The sequence below is a fragment of the Lacibacter sp. genome, from assembly GCF_035299325.1.
GTDB lineage: Bacteria > Bacteroidota > Bacteroidia > Chitinophagales > Chitinophagaceae > Lacibacter.
This window is the reverse complement of the sequence record NZ_DATGWT010000043.1, coordinates 60,981-78,330: the sequence shown is the minus strand read 5'-3', so window position 1 is coordinate 78,330 and position 17,350 is coordinate 60,981. Positions and strand designations below refer to the sequence as shown.

Sequence of the window (17,350 nt, the reverse complement as noted above, 5' to 3'; positions counted from 1 at the left end):
TGCAGTTGGTACAGGAAATCGGGATTGTAAATTTCTTAAAGTAATCACCGAAAAATTGGCGTTTTTCCTGACATTTTTTTAGTCAGGAAAAGACAAATTTTCTTTTTACAGGTTTGAAAATTTCAATGGCATACGGGTTGATGAATACTACCTGAAATTTATTTTATAACCATTAAAAAGGAGGTACGTATGACACTCGTAAAAAGAAATGGGAATTTATTAAATCCATTTCCCATGCTTTTTGATGATTTCTTTAACCGGGATTTGTTTAATTGGAACAGCTCCAATTTTTCAAACACCAATACGACAATTCCCGCAGTGAACATTAAAGAAACAGCCGAACATTATGAAGTTGAGGTTGCTGCACCCGGAATGGCTAAAACAGATTTCAAAATTGAACTTGACGGAAATTCTTTGACCATCAGTTCTCAAAAAAGTAATCAAAACGAGGAAAGAGAAGATGGTAAATATTTCCGTCGTGAATTTAGCTATCAATCTTTTCAACGGACGTTTACTCTACAAAAAGATGTAGTGGATATTGATAAGATTGAAGCGAAATATGAAAATGGGTTGCTGCATCTTTTGATCCCTAAAAAAGAGGAAGCAAAACAAAAACCACCAAGGCTGATTCAAATCTCCTGATTGTTTGTTTTGCATTTATTAAAACGAAGGCTCCCTCATTTTTTGGAGGCGGTACTTCGATATTCTGAAATTTAAGCATGTAAATCTTTTACGTCGATTCTATAGTTTGGCGTTAACCAGGTTTGAAGTCAGCAGACTGTGATAGGTATTTGTGTTGTTCCTCTGGTAAGCTCAAAAACAAAAAGCGGTCTTCTTTATGTTGACCGCTTTTTATTTCGCTTAAATTTTAATTGCACATTACTTAACTGTAACCGAATTTTTATTCGCATGCACAATACCTGCCAGTAAGCGACCCTGTGGTGCTTCTTTTGAACTGTAATAAAGATAGACGTTGCCGTTACCCCGTTTATCCTGGGAGTCAAGTATTTCTTTTACCGCCACAGTGATGGCAAAGTTTTTTCCCTCGCTGTTATCAAACTCCCAACGCTTTACTGTTTTTTGATCTGAATTCTTCAGTTCCAGTATGCGGCTTTTACCGGCCATGCCGCAATGATAATATTTCACCTTCAGTTCACTTTTGCTGTGTGCTCCTGTGAGCTGGATATTCTTCAACTGTTTCATCTCCTGGTTAAACTGCTGCAGCACCAGTTTATTATCAATGTAAATTTCGAACCCCTCCCCACCCATTGGTGTAACGAACGAATAAATAAAAGAGCTGGCCGCAACCAGGAGTACCATAACGAATAACTGTTTCGCTTTCATAACTATTAATTTAAAAATGATGTAATAAATAAACAGTGTAAAGTTGTGAAAGCGTTGAGGGTTCTGCTAATTAGTTTGACCAATGGGCTTTGTTGCTTGATGTAATGCTGAAACTGACTTATTTGGATGAGTTACTTCGATAAAGTAGCTTTATCTAAATTCAACATTCATGAATTGGTATAACATAAAAAATATCGACAGCATTGATTCGCCTGCATTGCTCGTCTATAAAGAACGTGTGCAACAAAACATCAACTATGCGGTAAAGATGATCGGGGATATCAACCTGCTTCGTCCGCATGTGAAGACGAACAAAACATCTGAAGTATGTGCCATGATGATGGAAGCAGGAATTACAAAATTCAAATGTGCTACCATTGCCGAAGCAGAGATTCTGGCCATGTTAAACGCAAATGATGTGTTGCTGGCTTACCAACCTGTTGGACCAAAAGCAAAACGGTTATTATCGCTGGTACAGCAATATCCAAGAACAACATTCGGTTGTGTTACAGACAATGCAGCTACAGCAAAAGCATTATCAGCATTATTTTCTTCTGCTAACGAAACCATCAATGTGTTTATTGATCTCAACACCGGTATGAACAGAAGCGGTATTAAACCATCAAACGCATTTGCATTGGCTGAACAATTGATTTCACTACCCGGCATTCAGTTCGAAGGCCTGCATGCATACGATGGGCATTTGAGAGATACTGATCTTGAACAACGTCAGCAAAAAAGTGATGCAGCATTTAGTGAAGTGCTTGCTTTGGCAACACATATTGAAAAACTTATCAGCAAATCAATAACGATTGTTGCAGGTGGCTCACCAAGTTTTCCTACGCATATCAAGCGAAACATTGAATGCAGCCCCGGCACATTTGTTTATTGGGACTGGGGTTACAAACACCAGGTGCCTGATGAACCGTTTGATTATGCAGCACTCGTTCTTACAAGAGTGATCTCCGTTGTTGATGAGCAAACCATCACCACTGATCTGGGACATAAATCAGTTGCTGCAGAAAATCCATTTCCACGTGTTCATTTTTTGAATGCAGCAGATGCAACACCCTTTTCACAAAGTGAAGAACACCTGGTGTTGAAAGTTCCAGACAGTTCAGCATTCGAGGTGGGTGATGTGTTGTATGGTGTGCCTGTTCATATTTGTCCTACAGTTGCGTTGTATGAAAAAGCAGTTGTTGTTGAAAATAATGAAGCAGTTACAACATGGAAGATAGTCGCAAGAGACCGTGCAATAAATATATAACCGGCATCAATTCCCTTTTTTATGCTTACCGGAAATTACAAACAGTATGATCAGCAATAAGAGAATAGCAAAGAAAAGCGCACTCAAAAACGGATTATAGTATATGATGGACAGCAGACAAACTGCAGCCAGCAGCAACGCAATAATTGGAAAGTATGGATAAAGCGGTGCTTTGAATGGCCGCTCAAGTGCTGGTTCTTTTTTCCGCAGCACAAATAAACTAATCATGCTGGTGATATACATCACAATTGCGCCGAGCACAGAAAAGATGATCAGCTCATTTGTCTTACCTGATACGATGGCAATGATACCGATGATGCCACCAACGATCAATGCCCTGTGCGGCGTTTGAAAACGTGGATGCAGTTTTGCTAAAGCCAAAGGCAGATAGTTTTCCCTTGCCAACGAAAACAACTGCCTGGAATAAGTGAGAATGATACTATGAAATGATGCGATCAATCCAAACAAACCGATACCGGCAAACAGTTTTGTAAACTGGTTCTCTTTTCCCAATGCAATACCAACCGCTTCAGGCAACAAATAATCGATTGTGGTTAACTTTTTCCAATCAGTAAGTCCACCTGTGAGTATCATTACACCTAATGCCAGCAACACCAATGTTGAAATACCTGCAACATATCCTTTAGGAATAGTCCGTTTGGGATCCTTTGTTTCTTCTGCCACCATCGATACTCCTTCAATAGCTAAATACAACCAGATAGCAAACGGCAAGGCTGCAAACACGCCTTTCCAGCCAAAAGGCAAACTATCGTGCATAAAATTCTTTAACTGAAAATGCGGAGCTACTATTCCCATAAAAACCAACAGTTCAATCACTGCAAGCAAGGTTACCAGCAATGTAAACAATGCCGATTCTTTTATGCCCAGCATATTGATTGCTGTAAACAGCACATAACAACCAATAGCGGTGTACATCACATTCATGGATGGAACTAAAAAATGAATATAGCTGCCCAGTGCATAGGCAATAGCCGGGGTGGCAAATAAAAATTCAATCAGCGTGGCATAGCCGGCAATCAAACCACCAAGCGGACCAAGTGCTCTGTGTGCATATGTAAACGGACCACCCGCATTAGGGATTGAAGTGGTCAGTTCCGTAAAGCTGAAGATAAACGTGATATATAACACGGTTACTGCAAGTGTGGCAATGAGCATACCCATGGTGCCTGCAACACCCCATCCATAGTTCCAGCCAAAGTATTCGCCTGAAATAACCAATCCAACAGCAATGGCCCATAAATGAACTGCCGAAAGCGCTTTCTTTAAACCGGGTTGTTTTGTTACCATAGTTTCTATAACAGTATTTTCAAAAATAACTTTTCTTATCGTTCATTGCAGAATAGTAACGAAGAACAATTTGTTGTGTGAGCATAATCAGTGATGTGCGTCTGTTCTTATCGTATCTTTTACTTGTTTATCTACAATTGTTTATTTCATGTATCATAAAAAAAGTTTTTCGCAAAAGCTGCTAAGGTTCTGGAAAAAACTTGGCCCTGGTTTAGTAACAGGCGCAAGTGATGATGATCCTTCGGGCATTGCAACCTATTCGCAGGCGGGTGCTGCTTATGGTTTAGCTACACTTTGGACGTCCATTGTTGCCTTTCCACTAATGGCTATTATTCAGCAAATGTGTGCACGCATTGGTTTGGTAACATCACAAGGCTTAACAGGCACACTAAAGAAACATTATCCCAGGCCGGTATTGTATATCATGTTGCTGTTCAGCTTTCCGGCAATTGTCATGAACATTGGTGCTGACATTGCCGGCATGGGTGCCGTTGGCAATCTTTTGTTCCCAAGTATTGATGCTACTTATTTCAGTGTTGTGTTTACTGTTATCCTGTTGGGATTAATTATTTACCTGCCCTATCAAAAAATTGCTGCTGCCTTAAAATACTTATGCATTGTAATGCTTGTGTATTTTATTGTTCCTTTTTTATACAAACAGGACTTCGGGGAAATTTTAAAAGCAACATTTATTCCTACCATCAAATTCGATAAAGATTTTATTGCCATTCTTGTAGGTATACTCGGCACCACCATTTCACCCTATTTGTTTTTTTGGCAGGCTTCTGTTGAAGTGGAAGAAATGAAACACAAGAAAAAACGCTTGGTGATTGATAAAAAAATGGTACATACTATGAATAAAGATGTAGACCTTGGCATGACCTTCTCCGGACTTGTGATGTACTTTATTATTCTTACTACAGGTACAGTTTTGTTTAAAGAAGGTATTCACCAGATCGATACGGTTGAACAAGCGGCCAGTGCATTAAAACCTTTGGCCGGAGATTTAGCCTACCTGCTTTTCTCCATTGGTGTTATTGGCACGGGGCTGATTGCTATTCCGGTATTGAGTGGCTCTATCTCTTACATCATTACCGAAACATTTGGATGGGAAGAAGGGCTTGATAAAAAGTTTCACGAAGCAAAAGCTTTTTACATCATCATTGCTATTTCACTCATTCTCGGCTTATCACTTAATTACATTGGTATATCGCCCATCAAAGCATTAATATATACAGCCATCCTCTACGGCATTACAGCGCCTGTCCTGATTGCCATTATTCTGCATATTTCCAACAACAAAGTAATTATGGGCGATAATGTTAACAACCGCACAGAAAATATAGTTGGTTTTATTGCTTTGGCTATCATGACCATCAGTGCCGGCGTTTTATTATACCTGCAATTTGTCTGAAACGAGGCACTGTCGCTCCTCTTCGGCCAACCTGTTTCAACCCAATTTTTATTTTTATTTTTTTTCAACATCAGGTGTATAACAACTTCTCTCCGTTCCGGCGATTCGGGTTTATTTTACAGTCCGTCTCGGTTGACAATACGCTTTTCAGCGCATTGCATTAAAAGGGAATCAGGTGTAAATCCTGAACTATCCCCGTAGCTGTAAGTTCTTTAGATGAGTAATCAGTAATGAATAATGAGTAAAGCCCCGGCAACCACTCATTGCTCATCATTCATCACTCATTCTGTTGATTCTACACACCACTGTTCCGCTTCAAGCGGGATGGGAAGGTACTCAGCAGCGAACAAGTCAGAAGACCTGCCGGTTGGAAATTTTAGTCACAACGCTTTCGGGAGAAAAGCATTTGTACTGATCGTTATCGTCACCCCTAAAGTGGCTCACGCTTTCAGCACTATACTTGTCTCCAAAAGTTAACACGTAAAAGAAGCATATATGAAACAAGAAGAAGAACTCCTTTTGAAGGAAAACAAAGACCGTTTTGTTATTCTACCCATCAACTATCCTGAAATATGGAAACATTATAAGCAGCACGAAGCCAGTTTCTGGACGGCTGAAGAAATTGACCTGAGCGGTGATCTGAAAGATTGGGAAAATCTCAACAGTGGCGAACGTCATTTCATTTCGCATGTACTCGCCTTTTTTGCAGCAAGCGATGGTATCGTAAACGAAAACCTGGCTGTGAATTTTATGAGCGAAGTGCAATTACCTGAAGCAAGATGTTTTTATGGTTTCCAGATCATGATGGAAAACATCCACAGCGAAACCTATGCACTGCTGATTGATACGTACATAAAAGACCCGCAGGAAAAACATAAACTCTTTCATGCCATCGATACCGTTCCTGCTGTTAAGAAAAAAGCAGAATGGGCCTTGCGTTGGATCGAGAACGGAAGCTTTGCTGAACGCCTCGTTGCATTTGCAGCAGTGGAAGGTATTTTCTTCAGCGGCAGTTTCTGTTCTATTTTCTGGATGAAGAAACGTGGTTTGATGCCGGGTTTAACATTCAGCAATGAGTTGATCAGTCGTGATGAAGGTTTGCATTGCGAATTTGCCTGCTTACTCTATAGCATGTTGCAAAACAAACTCAGCGAAGCAGAAGTAAAAGCAATCATCACTGATGCAGTGGAAATTGAAAAAGAATTCATCACTGAAGCATTGCCTGTTGCATTGATTGGCATGAATGCAAAACTGATGCAGCAATACATTGAGTTTGTTGCTGACCGTTGGCTGGCAGAATTAGGTTGTGCTAAAGTGTACAACGCCACCAATCCATTCGACTTTATGGAAATGATCTCCCTGCAAGGCAAAACAAATTTCTTTGAGAAGCGTGTGGGCGATTACCAGAAAGCCGGTGTGATGGGCAATAAAGAATCGCAGGTGTTTTCAACGGAAGAGGACTTTTAAGATGTCGGATGTTCGATGGCTGATGTCGGATTTTAAATACATCAGACATCATACGTCAGAAATCAGACATCATTCATTATAAAACTTACACCCCATTATGTTTGTAGTTAAACGGAACGGCAAAACAGAATCGGTAAAATTCGATAAGGTTACAGCAAGGATTGAAAAGTTGAGTTACAGCCTCAGTCCGATGGTGAACCCTATTGATGTTGCCAAGAAAACAATTGAAGGTATTTACGAAGGTGTGGCTACAACCGACCTCGATAACCTTGCAGCAGAAACTGCAGCTTCACTCACCATTACCCATCCTGATTATGCAATTCTTGCATCACGCATTGCCGTGAGCAACCTGCATAAGAACACCATCAAGAGTTTTTCGCAAACCATGCGAAACCTTTACAACTATGTTGATAAAGCAACCGGTAAAAAATTACCGTTGATTGCTGATGATGTAATGAAGATCATTGAAGACAATGCGGAGCTGTTAGACAGCACCATCATTTACGACAGGGATTTTGCGTTTGATTATTTCGGTTTTAAAACACTGGAAAAATCGTATCTCTTAAAGATCGATGGAAAAATTGCTGAACGTCCTCAACACATGTACATGCGTGTGGCAGTGGGTATTCATAAAAACGATATCGACAGCGTAATTAAAACGTATCACTTAATGAGTGAACGTTGGATGACGCATGCCACTCCTACTCTGTTCAACGCAGGTACACCCAAACCACAAATGAGTTCATGTTTTCTTTTAACCATGAAGGAAGACAGCATTGATGGTATTTATGATACGCTCAAGCAAACGGCGAAAATTTCGCAGAGTGCAGGTGGGATTGGTTTGGCGATTCACAACATCCGTGCAACAGGTAGTTATATCGGCGGCACCAATGGTACCAGCAACGGTATCATCCCCATGCTGAAGGTATTTAATGACACTGCCCGTTATGTTGATCAGGGCGGTGGTAAACGTAAAGGTGCGTTTGCTATTTATCTCGAACCATGGCATGCGGATGTATTTGAATTCCTTGATCTGCGTAAGAACCACGGTAAAGAAGAAATGCGTGCAAGAGATCTCTTCTTTGCATTGTGGGTATGCGATCTGTTTATGAAACGTGTAGAAGCAAATGGCGAATGGAGTTTGTTCTGTCCAAACGAAGCACCGGGCTTAAGTGATTGCTGGGGCGAAGAATTTGAACAGCTTTATACCAGATACGAAGCAGAAGGAAGAGCAAGAAAAACCATCAAGGCACAAGACCTTTGGTTTGCTATACTGCAATCGCAAATTGAAACAGGTACACCGTACATGTTGTATAAAGATGCGGCCAACAGCAAATCAAATCAGCAGAACCTCGGTACCATCAAGAGTTCGAACCTGTGTACAGAGATCATGGAATACACAAGTCCTGATGAAGTAGCTGTGTGTAACCTTGCATCATTGGCACTCCCCCGTTTTGTGATTGACGGAAAGTTTGATCATGAGAAATTATACGAGGTAACCTACCAGGTAACCAAGAACCTCAACAAGATTATTGATAACAACTATTATCCTGTTGAAGAAGCAAGAACATCGAACATGAAACACCGTCCGGTTGGATTAGGTGTACAGGGTTTGGCAGATGTGTTCATCTTATTGCGTTTGCCGTTTGAAAGCGACCTCGCAAAAATGCTGAACAAAAACATTTTTGAAACCATCTACTTTGCGGCCATGACTGCAAGTAAAGACCTGGCAAAAGAACAAGGTGCGTATGAAACCTTTGCAGGTTCACCGGTTTCAAAAGGAATTTTCCAGTTCGATATGTGGGGTGTTACTCCAACCGATCGTTGGGATTGGGCCACACTGAAAGAAGAAGTAAAACAATACGGTGTACGTAACTCGTTGTTGGTTGCGCCAATGCCGACTGCTTCTACTTCGCAGATCTTTGGTAACAACGAATGTTTTGAACCATATACGTCCAACATTTATACACGCCGTGTATTAAGTGGTGAGTTTATTATTGTGAACAAACATTTGCTGAAAGACCTGGTGAATCTTGGTTTATGGAACAACAGCATGAAAAATAAGATCATTGCTGCCAATGGTTCTATCCAGAACATTGATGAGATACCTGCTGATGTGAAAGAACTATACAAAACAGTTTGGGAGATCAAGCAACGGAACATCATTGATATGGCTGCCGATCGTGGAGCGTATATCTGTCAGTCGCAATCGTTGAACCTGTTTGTAGATAATCCGACTGCTTCTAAACTTACTTCAATGCATTTCCACGCATGGAAGAAAGGTTTGAAGACCGGTATGTATTACTTGCGTACACAAGCGGCAACGCAAGCGGTGCAGTTTACGGTAGAGAAACAGGCGAGCGCTGATATCAGCCCGGTGATTCCTTCAACTGAAAAAACAAACAACGCACAAACCACAACCGACATTGAACCTACACAAGTAGATGGCCCAACCTGCAGCATGGAAGATGGCTGTATCAGTTGTGGTTCGTAAATGATAAAGAAGCAAATTAGAAATCCCCTTGTTGATGAAGCAAGGGTTTTTTTTGTTGTAAGTGTAGTGCTGAAAATTATAAAAAAAAGCTGTGTATATTTATTCGTTATGGGCCATTTTTTAGAATAAAGCATATGCAAAAGCAAACAATCATTGGTATCAGAAGAGGCAATATGTTTTCAGTTTATTCTATTGGATTGCTCGGAATTATATTAATTTTTGGCCTATTACATTTTTTCGTAAAATTCCCTTTGGAGAAGTTAATTAACCCATTTTCTCTAATTCCAATTTCAATCTTATTGATTGGTTTTTTGTTATCCTTTTTAAAATTCCTTGATAAAAAACAGATGATCATTATTGATAGCAAAGGAGTTTCAATGAGAAAATCTCGCTTCCCGTTCTCTGGTTTAGAACAAATAGACTGGAACGATATTCAGAGTTACAATGCAAAAGTTGAGCAGTTCAGGAATGGAGCTACAAATTTTCTTGTCATTAAAAGAAAATCAAGGAACAAAAAATATTATGTTGACCTCTTTGACATAGAAACAAATAATGGCGATATACTAGCTGCATTAAGAAATAATTCTCTCGCAGGCAACTCTGGCGAAACCGACTCGCCGTAAAATGGAAAAGAAATGAAGTAATCACGTCGAGCTCTTTTCAGATAATCGCCTACAAAGAAGGGGTATCAATTAAAGTCATAAATTAGATTTTTTATAAGCAACATTCTATGAGAATTTTCATCATTATTTCAGCATTGTTTGTTTTCAGTTTAAGAAGTCAATCCCAAGTTATGATTAACATTGACTCTCTTACAGAAAAAATGTGTACCACATTCAAAACAGAAAAACTTGATAACGATTCATTAAGAGTTATGAATATGTTTAGTAAACACTTGACATCTTATGCATCGAAACTTACTGAGCAGGAATTGGATAGCATTTTCAGTAAATGCTTTTTTAGATTACAACTTTCCTGTAATGAATTCAAGATAGCTCTTGAACAACAAGATATTAATAAGGGCGATTTTAGCGCTGTTGATACGTTACTACAATCTCTTGCAACACAAAACGAATGCTCAGCTTTTTTCAAAACTCAAAAATTCATGTATTTAGAACCCACTGGCGACACTACTCATGTTTTAATGACGAAAAACAGCTGGACAGATCATTTTAAAGATGGAACGATTTCAAGATTATCATTAGTAAGAACAAATGACTATGATTTTGAGTTAACATTTATTGAAAGCACAAATTTTACAAGAAAAAACCTTAGTAATGCTGGCGACAAGTATCATTATAGAATTCTTGAAAAGAAAGAAAACTACTATATAATGCTTCTGTCAATTCCCGGTAATTCAAGAAGATATAAATTCAAAATGTACTTTTAAAACCCCTTCTGTCCACTCTGCTCTTCACAAGCTCAACAACTTATCAAAGAACATCATTGCAATCCGCTCGCTGTTGTTGCATCACACAAGGGCGTTTGACGCTTATTGAACACCCGCCTGCTTACACAGGCAAAGGTGTTTGTACTTCTTTTATCAGTATGCGCTTTAAACCCGATGGCATTTTCCAAACCACTTCTTCGCCCTGCCGAAAACCAATAATAGCAGCGGCTATCGGCGAAAGAACAGATACAAACTTTCGTTTAATATCAGCAGCCGAAGGCAGTACAATGGTAAACTCATGAATCTTTTTTGTTTCTGCATCTTCTATACTTACTTTCGATCCGATACGGATGGTATTCGGTGGAAACGATTCATTCTTCACGATGATAGCCCTTGCAATTTCATGGGCAAGACTCATTTCATCCTGTTTAACAGAACCGGGCATTGATACGAGTTGTTTCAGCTTAGAAAAATCTTCTTCGCAAAGAACCACAGGGTTCAATTCGTTGTTCATAATTGCTGTATTTAAAAATGAAAAAATAAAAACCTCCCTATCGGTTAACTACCAACAGGGCTAAACGGGAGAAAGATGAACATGTATCTATTGCAGTAATGCATAAACGGCAAAGCTAACCGAAAGAACTTGCTCTAAGTGTTATCAACTTGTGAAGGGTTGTAAGAGCTTACTAAGTTTGAGAGAGTCGCAGATTACGCAGATAAATGCGAATCAACACTGATCAGATCCGATTCAATCAGCTATAATCTGTGTTTATCAGTGTTTCTGTTTTTTTAGTACTAAAGGTTACAATTTAAAATTCAACGTAACACTTGGTATTACAGGGAACAACGACACCTGTCTTGCTTCCACTTCCAATGTTCCCTGCAAGGGGTTTCCTTTTTGATCGTAGTAAATGAAGTATGGATTTTGACGGCTGTATGCATTGTACACGCTGAACACCCACTCCATTTTCAACTTGCGTTCTCTCTTCGGTTGTGGTGTAAAAGTAGCCGACATATCCAGGCGATGATAAGAAGGCAAACGGTATTGATTAATGCGGCTGTACTGCTGCGTTAGTACACCATCCACTAAAAAGAAACGTTCAGGCAGTGTGAATGCATTACCGGTGCCGAATACAAACACTGCTGAGTATTTCCATTTTTTGTTTTGCTGGTAGTTGGTCACAACGCTCAGATCATGCCTGCGATCGTACCGGCCGGGATATTTATCACCATCATTCAACTGAGGAAACCTTCGCCATGTCCAAGATAAAGTATAACCGATCCAACCCGTGAACTTACCCCTTGCTTTGTTTACATAGAACTCAGCGCCATAACTCCATCCTTTACCGAACACAAAACTTTCTTCGGGATCACCAATACCCGGTGTATACCCTTCTTTGTATTCGATCTGGTTCTGCATGCTTTTGTAATACACTTCAACTGATGTCTCCCACATATTGTCTTTAAAGTTCTTAAAGAAACCTGCTGCATATTGCCAGCCGATCTGTGGTTTTACTCTGTACGTACTCGGCACCCATATATCTGTTGGCAATGTTGTACCGGAGTTACTCACCAAATGAATGAACTGCAGGTTACGTGTTACAGCAGCCTTCAACGATGTTTCATCATCTAATGCATAACGAAACGTAACACGTGGTTCAAATCCACCATAGGTTTTTATGTTGTCGTTACGGCCATACACAGTGCTGTCGAGTTTATTACCATCGGGGTCCTTGACAAACAGTTTGTATGGGCCTACCTGCTGAAAGCTGGTGTAACGGATGCCGTAATTAATTTTCAACGCATCATTCACTTCCCAATCATCCATGATGTACGCAGCCATTTCATGTGCAAACTTGTTGTTCACGGCTTGTGGTTCAAACGTGATATCACCACTTTTACCACTGGCAGTTTGCGGATTGAATTTATGATACGTATAGTTAATGCCATACTTCAACTGATGCCCGCTTACAGGATAATAATCAAAATCGATCTTGGCACTAACATCACGTATAGCAGAATTGAGATTGATCTCGAAATCACTTTGAGTGCCACCAAACGCAAACCGGTAATCGTTCCACACCAATGAGGTGTTGGCAAAGAGTTTACTGTTGAACACATGATTCCAACGCACTGTTCCTGTTGAATTACCCCAGGGAATACGTGCGCCAAAGCTGCGTTCTTTATTGTTGAATGTAAATACATCTCTTCCGAAGTAACCACTTGCATACAAGCGATCTTTCTCAGAAAATTTATAGTTGAATTTTGTATTGAGATCGTAGAAATAATAACCGCTGCCGTAAAACGCACTTTCTTTTTTAATGAAAGGCTTTGCGAGAATATCTACATACGTACGTCGTGCTGATACAATGAAGGATGCTTTCTCTTTTACAACAGGACCTTGAATGGATACACGTGAAGAAATAGTACCAATACCACCTTCCACCTGGAACTTTTTGTTGTTCCCTTCTTTCATCGCAATATCAACCACACTGCTGATACGGCCGCCGTAATTAGCAGGCATACCGCCTTTAATCAGACTCACATTCTTCAACGCATCGCTGTTAAATACCGAAAAGAAACCAAACAGGTGACCCGGATTATACACCACTGCATCATCCAGTAAAATCAAATTCTGATCGGGGCCACCACCACGCACATACAAACCACTGTTACCTTCGCCTGCATTACGTACACCCGGCAACAGTTGCAATACTTTAATGGGATCAACTTCACCTGCCAATGCAGGCACAGAACGGATCTGGTTCATGCTCAGTTCAAACTTCCCCATCTGTGCAGACTTCACATTGAGATCACGTTTTTTGGAATAGATGATTACTTCCTGTGCAATGGAAATACGTGGAGCAAGATCGAAATTGAGTTGAGTATTACTCTTCAGATCAAGCTCAATTTCTTTAGCCACAAACCCAACATGAGATACGGCAAGTGTGTAACTGCCTTTCTCAAGTGTGATAGAATAAAATCCGTATTGATTGGAGCTGATGCCTTTTGTACGGCCTTTCACGCTTACAGTAGCGCCAATGATGGTTTCGTTACTGGTGCTGTCTTTTACATATCCGCTGATTGTGAATTTCTCCTGTGCATTCAACGATTGAAGAAGCAGGAAAGAAATAAGTAACCCGGTTACGTGTTTTAAATAGTGCATTCGGAAATTTCCAGTTTTTAGAAGTATCCTTTATTACAAGTGATCGGCAGCAATTGTTTGAATGATTGTGGACCCACCCCTTTCAATCATTCACATATGTAAGAGACTGCCGCCCCTCCAGGGAGGGGATAGACAGTCTGATATTTTGAAATTGGTTGAACTAAAAACTACTAACTACCGGCTAATTACTACCGGCTACCCACTCATCATTCATCACTCATTACTCATCTCAGTATTTCAACGTCTCCTTCACTTCACCGCAAGTCAACATTTTTTTGCCGAAGTAAGGATTCATAATACTATCAGCATTGCTGAGCCAATAAGCACCTTTATTATCAAAGGCCATCGGGCAATATTGGTAATAGATGGTAGCACCTGAAGGTTTGATCACACGCACCATATCATAAAATGCATTTGATACCATTTCAAATGATTCACGTTTTTTCTCCAGTTCTTTTTCACCCAACATTCCGCTGATCTCTGCTGCAACATCACCTGCACGGCCATTGATGCTGGAGAAACCAAGCGTATCAAATTTCTGTACTTCATCCAGCTTCAAACTGTCGAGCAGGGTTTTCAAGGCTGCACCTGCTGCATTCACTTTCACTGTATCGCTCGCAACAAACGCATCTTTCAGGCTGTAATACGCATTCAACACATTGTTCATCGATTGGTTGAATGTTTCGCTGTATGCATAACCGGCTGCAGCTTTCGGTTCAGTCGTTGTTGTTTCTTCTGTTTTGTCTTCTTTGTTTTTACAGGCTACCGCTAAAAAAATTACGGAGAGGATAAGCAAAGTCTTCTTCATAAAAAAAATTTTGGCAAAGATAAGACCTACGGGGTTTGCCGGGACAGATTCCAGCGCTGTAAACCTCACAGGACTCATCCGGCAGGTTCTCATTCGTACTTCGTACCTCTTACCTCCTACTTCTTACCTCTCACCCCGCACTTAAACCTTATCTTTGCGGCTCATTTTTAAGAAAGAATTATGTTAGCTGGTTTTCAGAATGTAACGTTTGAGTTTGGTGCAAGAGCTATTATAGAAGATTCTACCTGGCATATTCATCCCAATGAGCGCATTGGTTTGATCGGGTATAATGGTACGGGGAAATCGACCCTGTTGAAACTCTTGGTGGGCGAATACCAACCTTCCAAAGGTGAGGTGATCCGCAGCCGCAATACCAGCATTGGTTACCTGCACCAGGATCTGCTTAGTTTTGATACCAGTGAATCGATTCTACAGGTGGCGTTGGGCGCATTTGAAAAAGTACTGTTACTCGAAAAAGAAATTGAAGAGCTGGGCATCCAGTTAGAAAAGAATCATGAAGATGAAGCACTGCTCCATCTTTACAGTGATAAGCTGCACGAAATGGATACGCTGGATGGTTACAACATCCATCACAAAACAGAAGAAATTCTGCAGGGGCTTGGTTTTGCCAATGCCGATCTGCAACGTCCTTATAAAGAATTCAGTGGTGGTTGGCGTATGCGTGTGCTGCTGGCGAAAATGATCTTGCAACAACCCGATCTGTTGTTGCTCGATGAACCGACGAACCACTTGGATCTTCCCAGTATTGAATGGTTGGAAAAATATCTGTTGCATTACCAAGGTTCGGTAGTGATCGTATCGCATGACCGTTGGTTCCTTGATCGTATGGTCACCAAGATTGTGGAAGTGTTTCAACAGGGTTTGCATATTTACGGTGGCAACTATTCTTTCTACCAACAGGAGAAAGAGATAAGGATGGAGTTGCAGATGAAGGCGTTTGAAAATCAGCAGGACTTTATCCGTCAGCAGGAACGCTTTATTGAACGTTTCCGTGCAAAAGCAAGTAAAGCTGCTGCTGCACAAACTGCTATTAAGAAATTAGAAAAGCTGGATGTGATTGAAGCGCCAACGAATGACCGTCCGAATATCCGCATCAATTTTGCGATCGATAAAATGCCGGGTAAAGTATTGTGCGAATTAAAACATGTAAGCAAACATTACGGCGCCACCAAAATTGTAACGAACGCAAGTGCAGAAATTGAACGTGGTGATAAAATTGCATTGATCGGTGCGAATGGTAAAGGTAAATCTACCCTGCTCCGCATTATTGCCGGTGTTGAAACATTTGAAGGCGAACGAAAATGGGGACATAACGTTGATGAGAGTTTTTATGCACAGCATCAGTTGGAATCATTAGGTCTTAATCATACACTGCTTGATGAATTAAAAACCTGCGGCACTCAGAAAACCGACCAGGAATTACGCACCCTGCTTGGTTGCTTTTTATTTGGTGGCGATGATATAGATAAAAAAATCAAAGTATTGAGTGGTGGTGAAAAAGCAAGAATTGCGTTGGCAAAAACGATCATCAGCAAGGCCAACTTCCTGATGCTCGATGAACCGACGAACCATCTTGACATGCATTCGGTTGAATTACTGATCGAAGCATTGAACAAATACCAGGGCAGTATTATTTTGGTGAGCCACGATCGTTTCTTTGTTTCACAAACAGCCAATAAGATCTGGGAAATTGTGGATGAAGAGATCAAGGAATTCAAAGGAACGTATAACGAATACTTAGAGTGGAAAGAACGTATGGCGAAAAGAGCAGCCGATAGTAAAGAGCTTGCTGCCAGTGAAAAAAAAACGGAAGTAAAAAAAACAGTTGAGGAAAAACCGGTAGTACAACAACAGGCACCTGTTGCTGATACCAAACAGGTGATCAATAAAGAAGCGAAGAAAGAATTACAGAAGCAGCAGCGCATTTTGCAACAACTGGAAGAAAAGATCAATGCTACTACGATTGAAAAAAATAAAATGGAAGCACAACTATCCGACCCTTCTACGTATTCTGATAAAGACAAGTTCAAACAAACGGAGACTTCTTATCAAAAGCTGAGCAACGATCTTAAACAGTTGAATGCAGAATATGAAGCGGCATTTGAGAAGGTGATGGAGTTGGAGAGTAAGGCGGGATGATTTGTGAGTGGGTAATTGTCAATCTGCAATAAACAAACGTTGTTGTTTGCGTTAAGTAACCAAATTACTAGTCGCTAACCCGAGAATGAAATAAAATGAAGACAATAAAATTCATTGGCTATTTATTCCATCGTTATTATTCAAAAGGGCCAAGAGCTAATATCCCCTATTTCAGTGCCATTTGTTCAATGACATTATTAGGATTCATGCATCTAATGCAAATCCTCATTCTTCTCAACAGCATTTCCGACATCACGACTGATAAGTTGGCTAAGAGGTTAATAGTTTTTTTGACAATGCTGCCCATATATTTCGTGATGACGATTCTTTTCAAAAAAAGTGATTTAGCTCCACTTAAAGAGAAATATGATCGAGATTGGGACAAAGTTTTTAAAGGTAATGTCTGGCTGGTGTTTTATGTAATCGCTTCATTTACCTTAATAATTATTCTTGCTTTGTGGAAAAAGCAATTGCATAATCCTTCCTAAAATAAAAAAGCCATCCTTAAGAATAAGGACGGCGTATTTACCTA

At 40.2% G+C, this 17,350-nt stretch carries 14 protein-coding genes and 1 riboswitch; of the genes, 9 read left to right on the top strand and 5 right to left on the bottom strand.

Annotated elements, in window-relative coordinates; all coding sequences use genetic code 11:
• Nucleotides 1-189 precede the first annotated feature (189 nt).
• Nucleotides 190-642, top strand: a complete 453-nt coding sequence (locus VK159_RS23365; protein ID WP_324232594.1) for an Hsp20/alpha crystallin family protein — start codon at nt 190-192, stop codon at nt 640-642.
• 237 nt (nt 643-879) lie between these two features.
• On the opposite strand, the gene VK159_RS23360 is transcribed toward VK159_RS23365, so the two are convergent.
• Nucleotides 880-1,344, bottom strand: coding sequence for a hypothetical protein (locus VK159_RS23360; protein ID WP_324232593.1), 465 nt, complete (start codon nt 1,342-1,344; stop codon nt 880-882).
• Between the two features lie 169 nt (nt 1,345-1,513).
• Between VK159_RS23360 and VK159_RS23355 the strand changes: the two genes are divergently transcribed.
• Entirely contained in the window at nt 1,514-2,611 is a 1,098-nt protein-coding gene (locus VK159_RS23355; RefSeq protein WP_324232592.1) for a D-TA family PLP-dependent enzyme, read from the top strand.
• A 6-nt stretch (nt 2,612-2,617) separates the two neighbouring features.
• On the opposite strand, the gene eat is transcribed toward VK159_RS23355, so the two are convergent.
• Entirely contained in the window at nt 2,618-3,919 is a 1,302-nt protein-coding gene (gene eat, locus VK159_RS23350; RefSeq protein WP_324232591.1) for an ethanolamine permease, read from the bottom strand.
• A 148-nt stretch (nt 3,920-4,067) separates the two neighbouring features.
• Here eat and VK159_RS23345 point away from each other — a divergent pair, with 148 nt between their 5' ends.
• The 5 genes from VK159_RS23345 to VK159_RS23325 all read left to right on the top strand — a co-directional run bounded on the left by VK159_RS23345 (nt 4,068) and on the right by VK159_RS23325 (nt 10,684).
• On the top strand, nt 4,068-5,333 hold the full coding sequence (locus VK159_RS23345) for a divalent metal cation transporter (protein WP_324232590.1): 1,266 nt from the start codon (nt 4,068-4,070) through the stop codon (nt 5,331-5,333).
• Nucleotides 5,334-5,445: 112 nt separating this feature from the next.
• Nucleotides 5,446-5,715: riboswitch (cobalamin riboswitch) on the top strand.
• Nucleotides 5,716-5,828: 113 nt separating this feature from the next.
• Nucleotides 5,829-6,800 carry a ribonucleoside-diphosphate reductase small subunit gene (locus VK159_RS23340; protein ID WP_324232589.1) on the top strand — a complete coding sequence of 324 codons (972 nt, stop codon included), beginning with the start codon at nt 5,829-5,831 and terminating at the stop codon, nt 6,798-6,800.
• Between the two features lie 97 nt (nt 6,801-6,897).
• Nucleotides 6,898-9,294 (top strand): ribonucleoside-diphosphate reductase subunit alpha, encoded by a 2,397-nt coding sequence (locus tag VK159_RS23335; protein ID WP_324232588.1) that lies wholly within the window; start codon nt 6,898-6,900, stop codon nt 9,292-9,294.
• A 134-nt stretch (nt 9,295-9,428) separates the two neighbouring features.
• Entirely contained in the window at nt 9,429-9,917 is a 489-nt protein-coding gene (locus tag VK159_RS23330) for a hypothetical protein (protein WP_324232587.1), read from the top strand.
• A 107-nt stretch (nt 9,918-10,024) separates the two neighbouring features.
• Nucleotides 10,025-10,684, top strand: coding sequence for a hypothetical protein (locus tag VK159_RS23325; RefSeq protein WP_324232586.1), 660 nt, complete (start codon nt 10,025-10,027; stop codon nt 10,682-10,684).
• Nucleotides 10,685-10,805: 121 nt separating this feature from the next.
• Here VK159_RS23325 and VK159_RS23320 read toward each other — a convergent pair whose 3' ends face one another.
• The 3 genes from VK159_RS23320 to VK159_RS23310 all read right to left on the bottom strand — a co-directional run bounded on the left by VK159_RS23320 (nt 10,806) and on the right by VK159_RS23310 (nt 14,658).
• Nucleotides 10,806-11,198 (bottom strand): GreA/GreB family elongation factor, encoded by a 393-nt coding sequence (locus VK159_RS23320; protein WP_324232585.1) that lies wholly within the window; start codon nt 11,196-11,198, stop codon nt 10,806-10,808.
• A gap of 288 nt (nt 11,199-11,486) precedes the next feature.
• A complete protein-coding gene (locus tag VK159_RS23315) occupies nt 11,487-13,850 on the bottom strand; it encodes a TonB-dependent receptor (protein WP_324232584.1) in 2,364 nt (787 codons plus the stop codon).
• 229 nt (nt 13,851-14,079) lie between these two features.
• On the bottom strand, nt 14,080-14,658 hold the full coding sequence (locus VK159_RS23310; RefSeq protein WP_324232583.1) for a DUF3347 domain-containing protein: 579 nt from the start codon (nt 14,656-14,658) through the stop codon (nt 14,080-14,082).
• Between the two features lie 180 nt (nt 14,659-14,838).
• Between VK159_RS23310 and VK159_RS23305 the strand changes: the two genes are divergently transcribed.
• A complete protein-coding gene (locus VK159_RS23305; protein ID WP_324232582.1) occupies nt 14,839-16,818 on the top strand; it encodes an ABC-F family ATP-binding cassette domain-containing protein in 1,980 nt (659 codons plus the stop codon).
• A 95-nt stretch (nt 16,819-16,913) separates the two neighbouring features.
• Entirely contained in the window at nt 16,914-17,306 is a 393-nt protein-coding gene (locus VK159_RS23300; RefSeq protein WP_324232581.1) for a hypothetical protein, read from the top strand.
• Nucleotides 17,307-17,350: the final 44 nt, after the last annotated feature.

Bases quoted from the DNA above. Each gene is read 5' to 3' on its own strand.
- VK159_RS23365 (WP_324232594.1), top strand. From the start codon at position 190: ATGACACTCGTAAAAAGAAATGGGAATTTATTAAATCCATTTCCCATG.
- VK159_RS23360 (WP_324232593.1), bottom strand. From the start codon at position 1,344: ATGAAAGCGAAACAGTTATTCGTTATGGTACTCCTGGTTGCGGCCAGC.
- VK159_RS23355 (WP_324232592.1), top strand. From the start codon at position 1,514: ATGAATTGGTATAACATAAAAAATATCGACAGCATTGATTCGCCTGCA.
- eat (WP_324232591.1), bottom strand. From the start codon at position 3,919: ATGGTAACAAAACAACCCGGTTTAAAGAAAGCGCTTTCGGCAGTTCAT.
- VK159_RS23345 (WP_324232590.1), top strand. From the start codon at position 4,068: ATGTATCATAAAAAAAGTTTTTCGCAAAAGCTGCTAAGGTTCTGGAAA.
- VK159_RS23340 (WP_324232589.1), top strand. From the start codon at position 5,829: ATGAAACAAGAAGAAGAACTCCTTTTGAAGGAAAACAAAGACCGTTTT.
- VK159_RS23335 (WP_324232588.1), top strand. From the start codon at position 6,898: ATGTTTGTAGTTAAACGGAACGGCAAAACAGAATCGGTAAAATTCGAT.
- VK159_RS23330 (WP_324232587.1), top strand. From the start codon at position 9,429: ATGCAAAAGCAAACAATCATTGGTATCAGAAGAGGCAATATGTTTTCA.
- VK159_RS23325 (WP_324232586.1), top strand. From the start codon at position 10,025: ATGAGAATTTTCATCATTATTTCAGCATTGTTTGTTTTCAGTTTAAGA.
- VK159_RS23320 (WP_324232585.1), bottom strand. From the start codon at position 11,198: ATGAACAACGAATTGAACCCTGTGGTTCTTTGCGAAGAAGATTTTTCT.
- VK159_RS23315 (WP_324232584.1), bottom strand. From the start codon at position 13,850: ATGCACTATTTAAAACACGTAACCGGGTTACTTATTTCTTTCCTGCTT.
- VK159_RS23310 (WP_324232583.1), bottom strand. From the start codon at position 14,658: ATGAAGAAGACTTTGCTTATCCTCTCCGTAATTTTTTTAGCGGTAGCC.
- VK159_RS23305 (WP_324232582.1), top strand. From the start codon at position 14,839: ATGTTAGCTGGTTTTCAGAATGTAACGTTTGAGTTTGGTGCAAGAGCT.
- VK159_RS23300 (WP_324232581.1), top strand. From the start codon at position 16,914: ATGAAGACAATAAAATTCATTGGCTATTTATTCCATCGTTATTATTCA.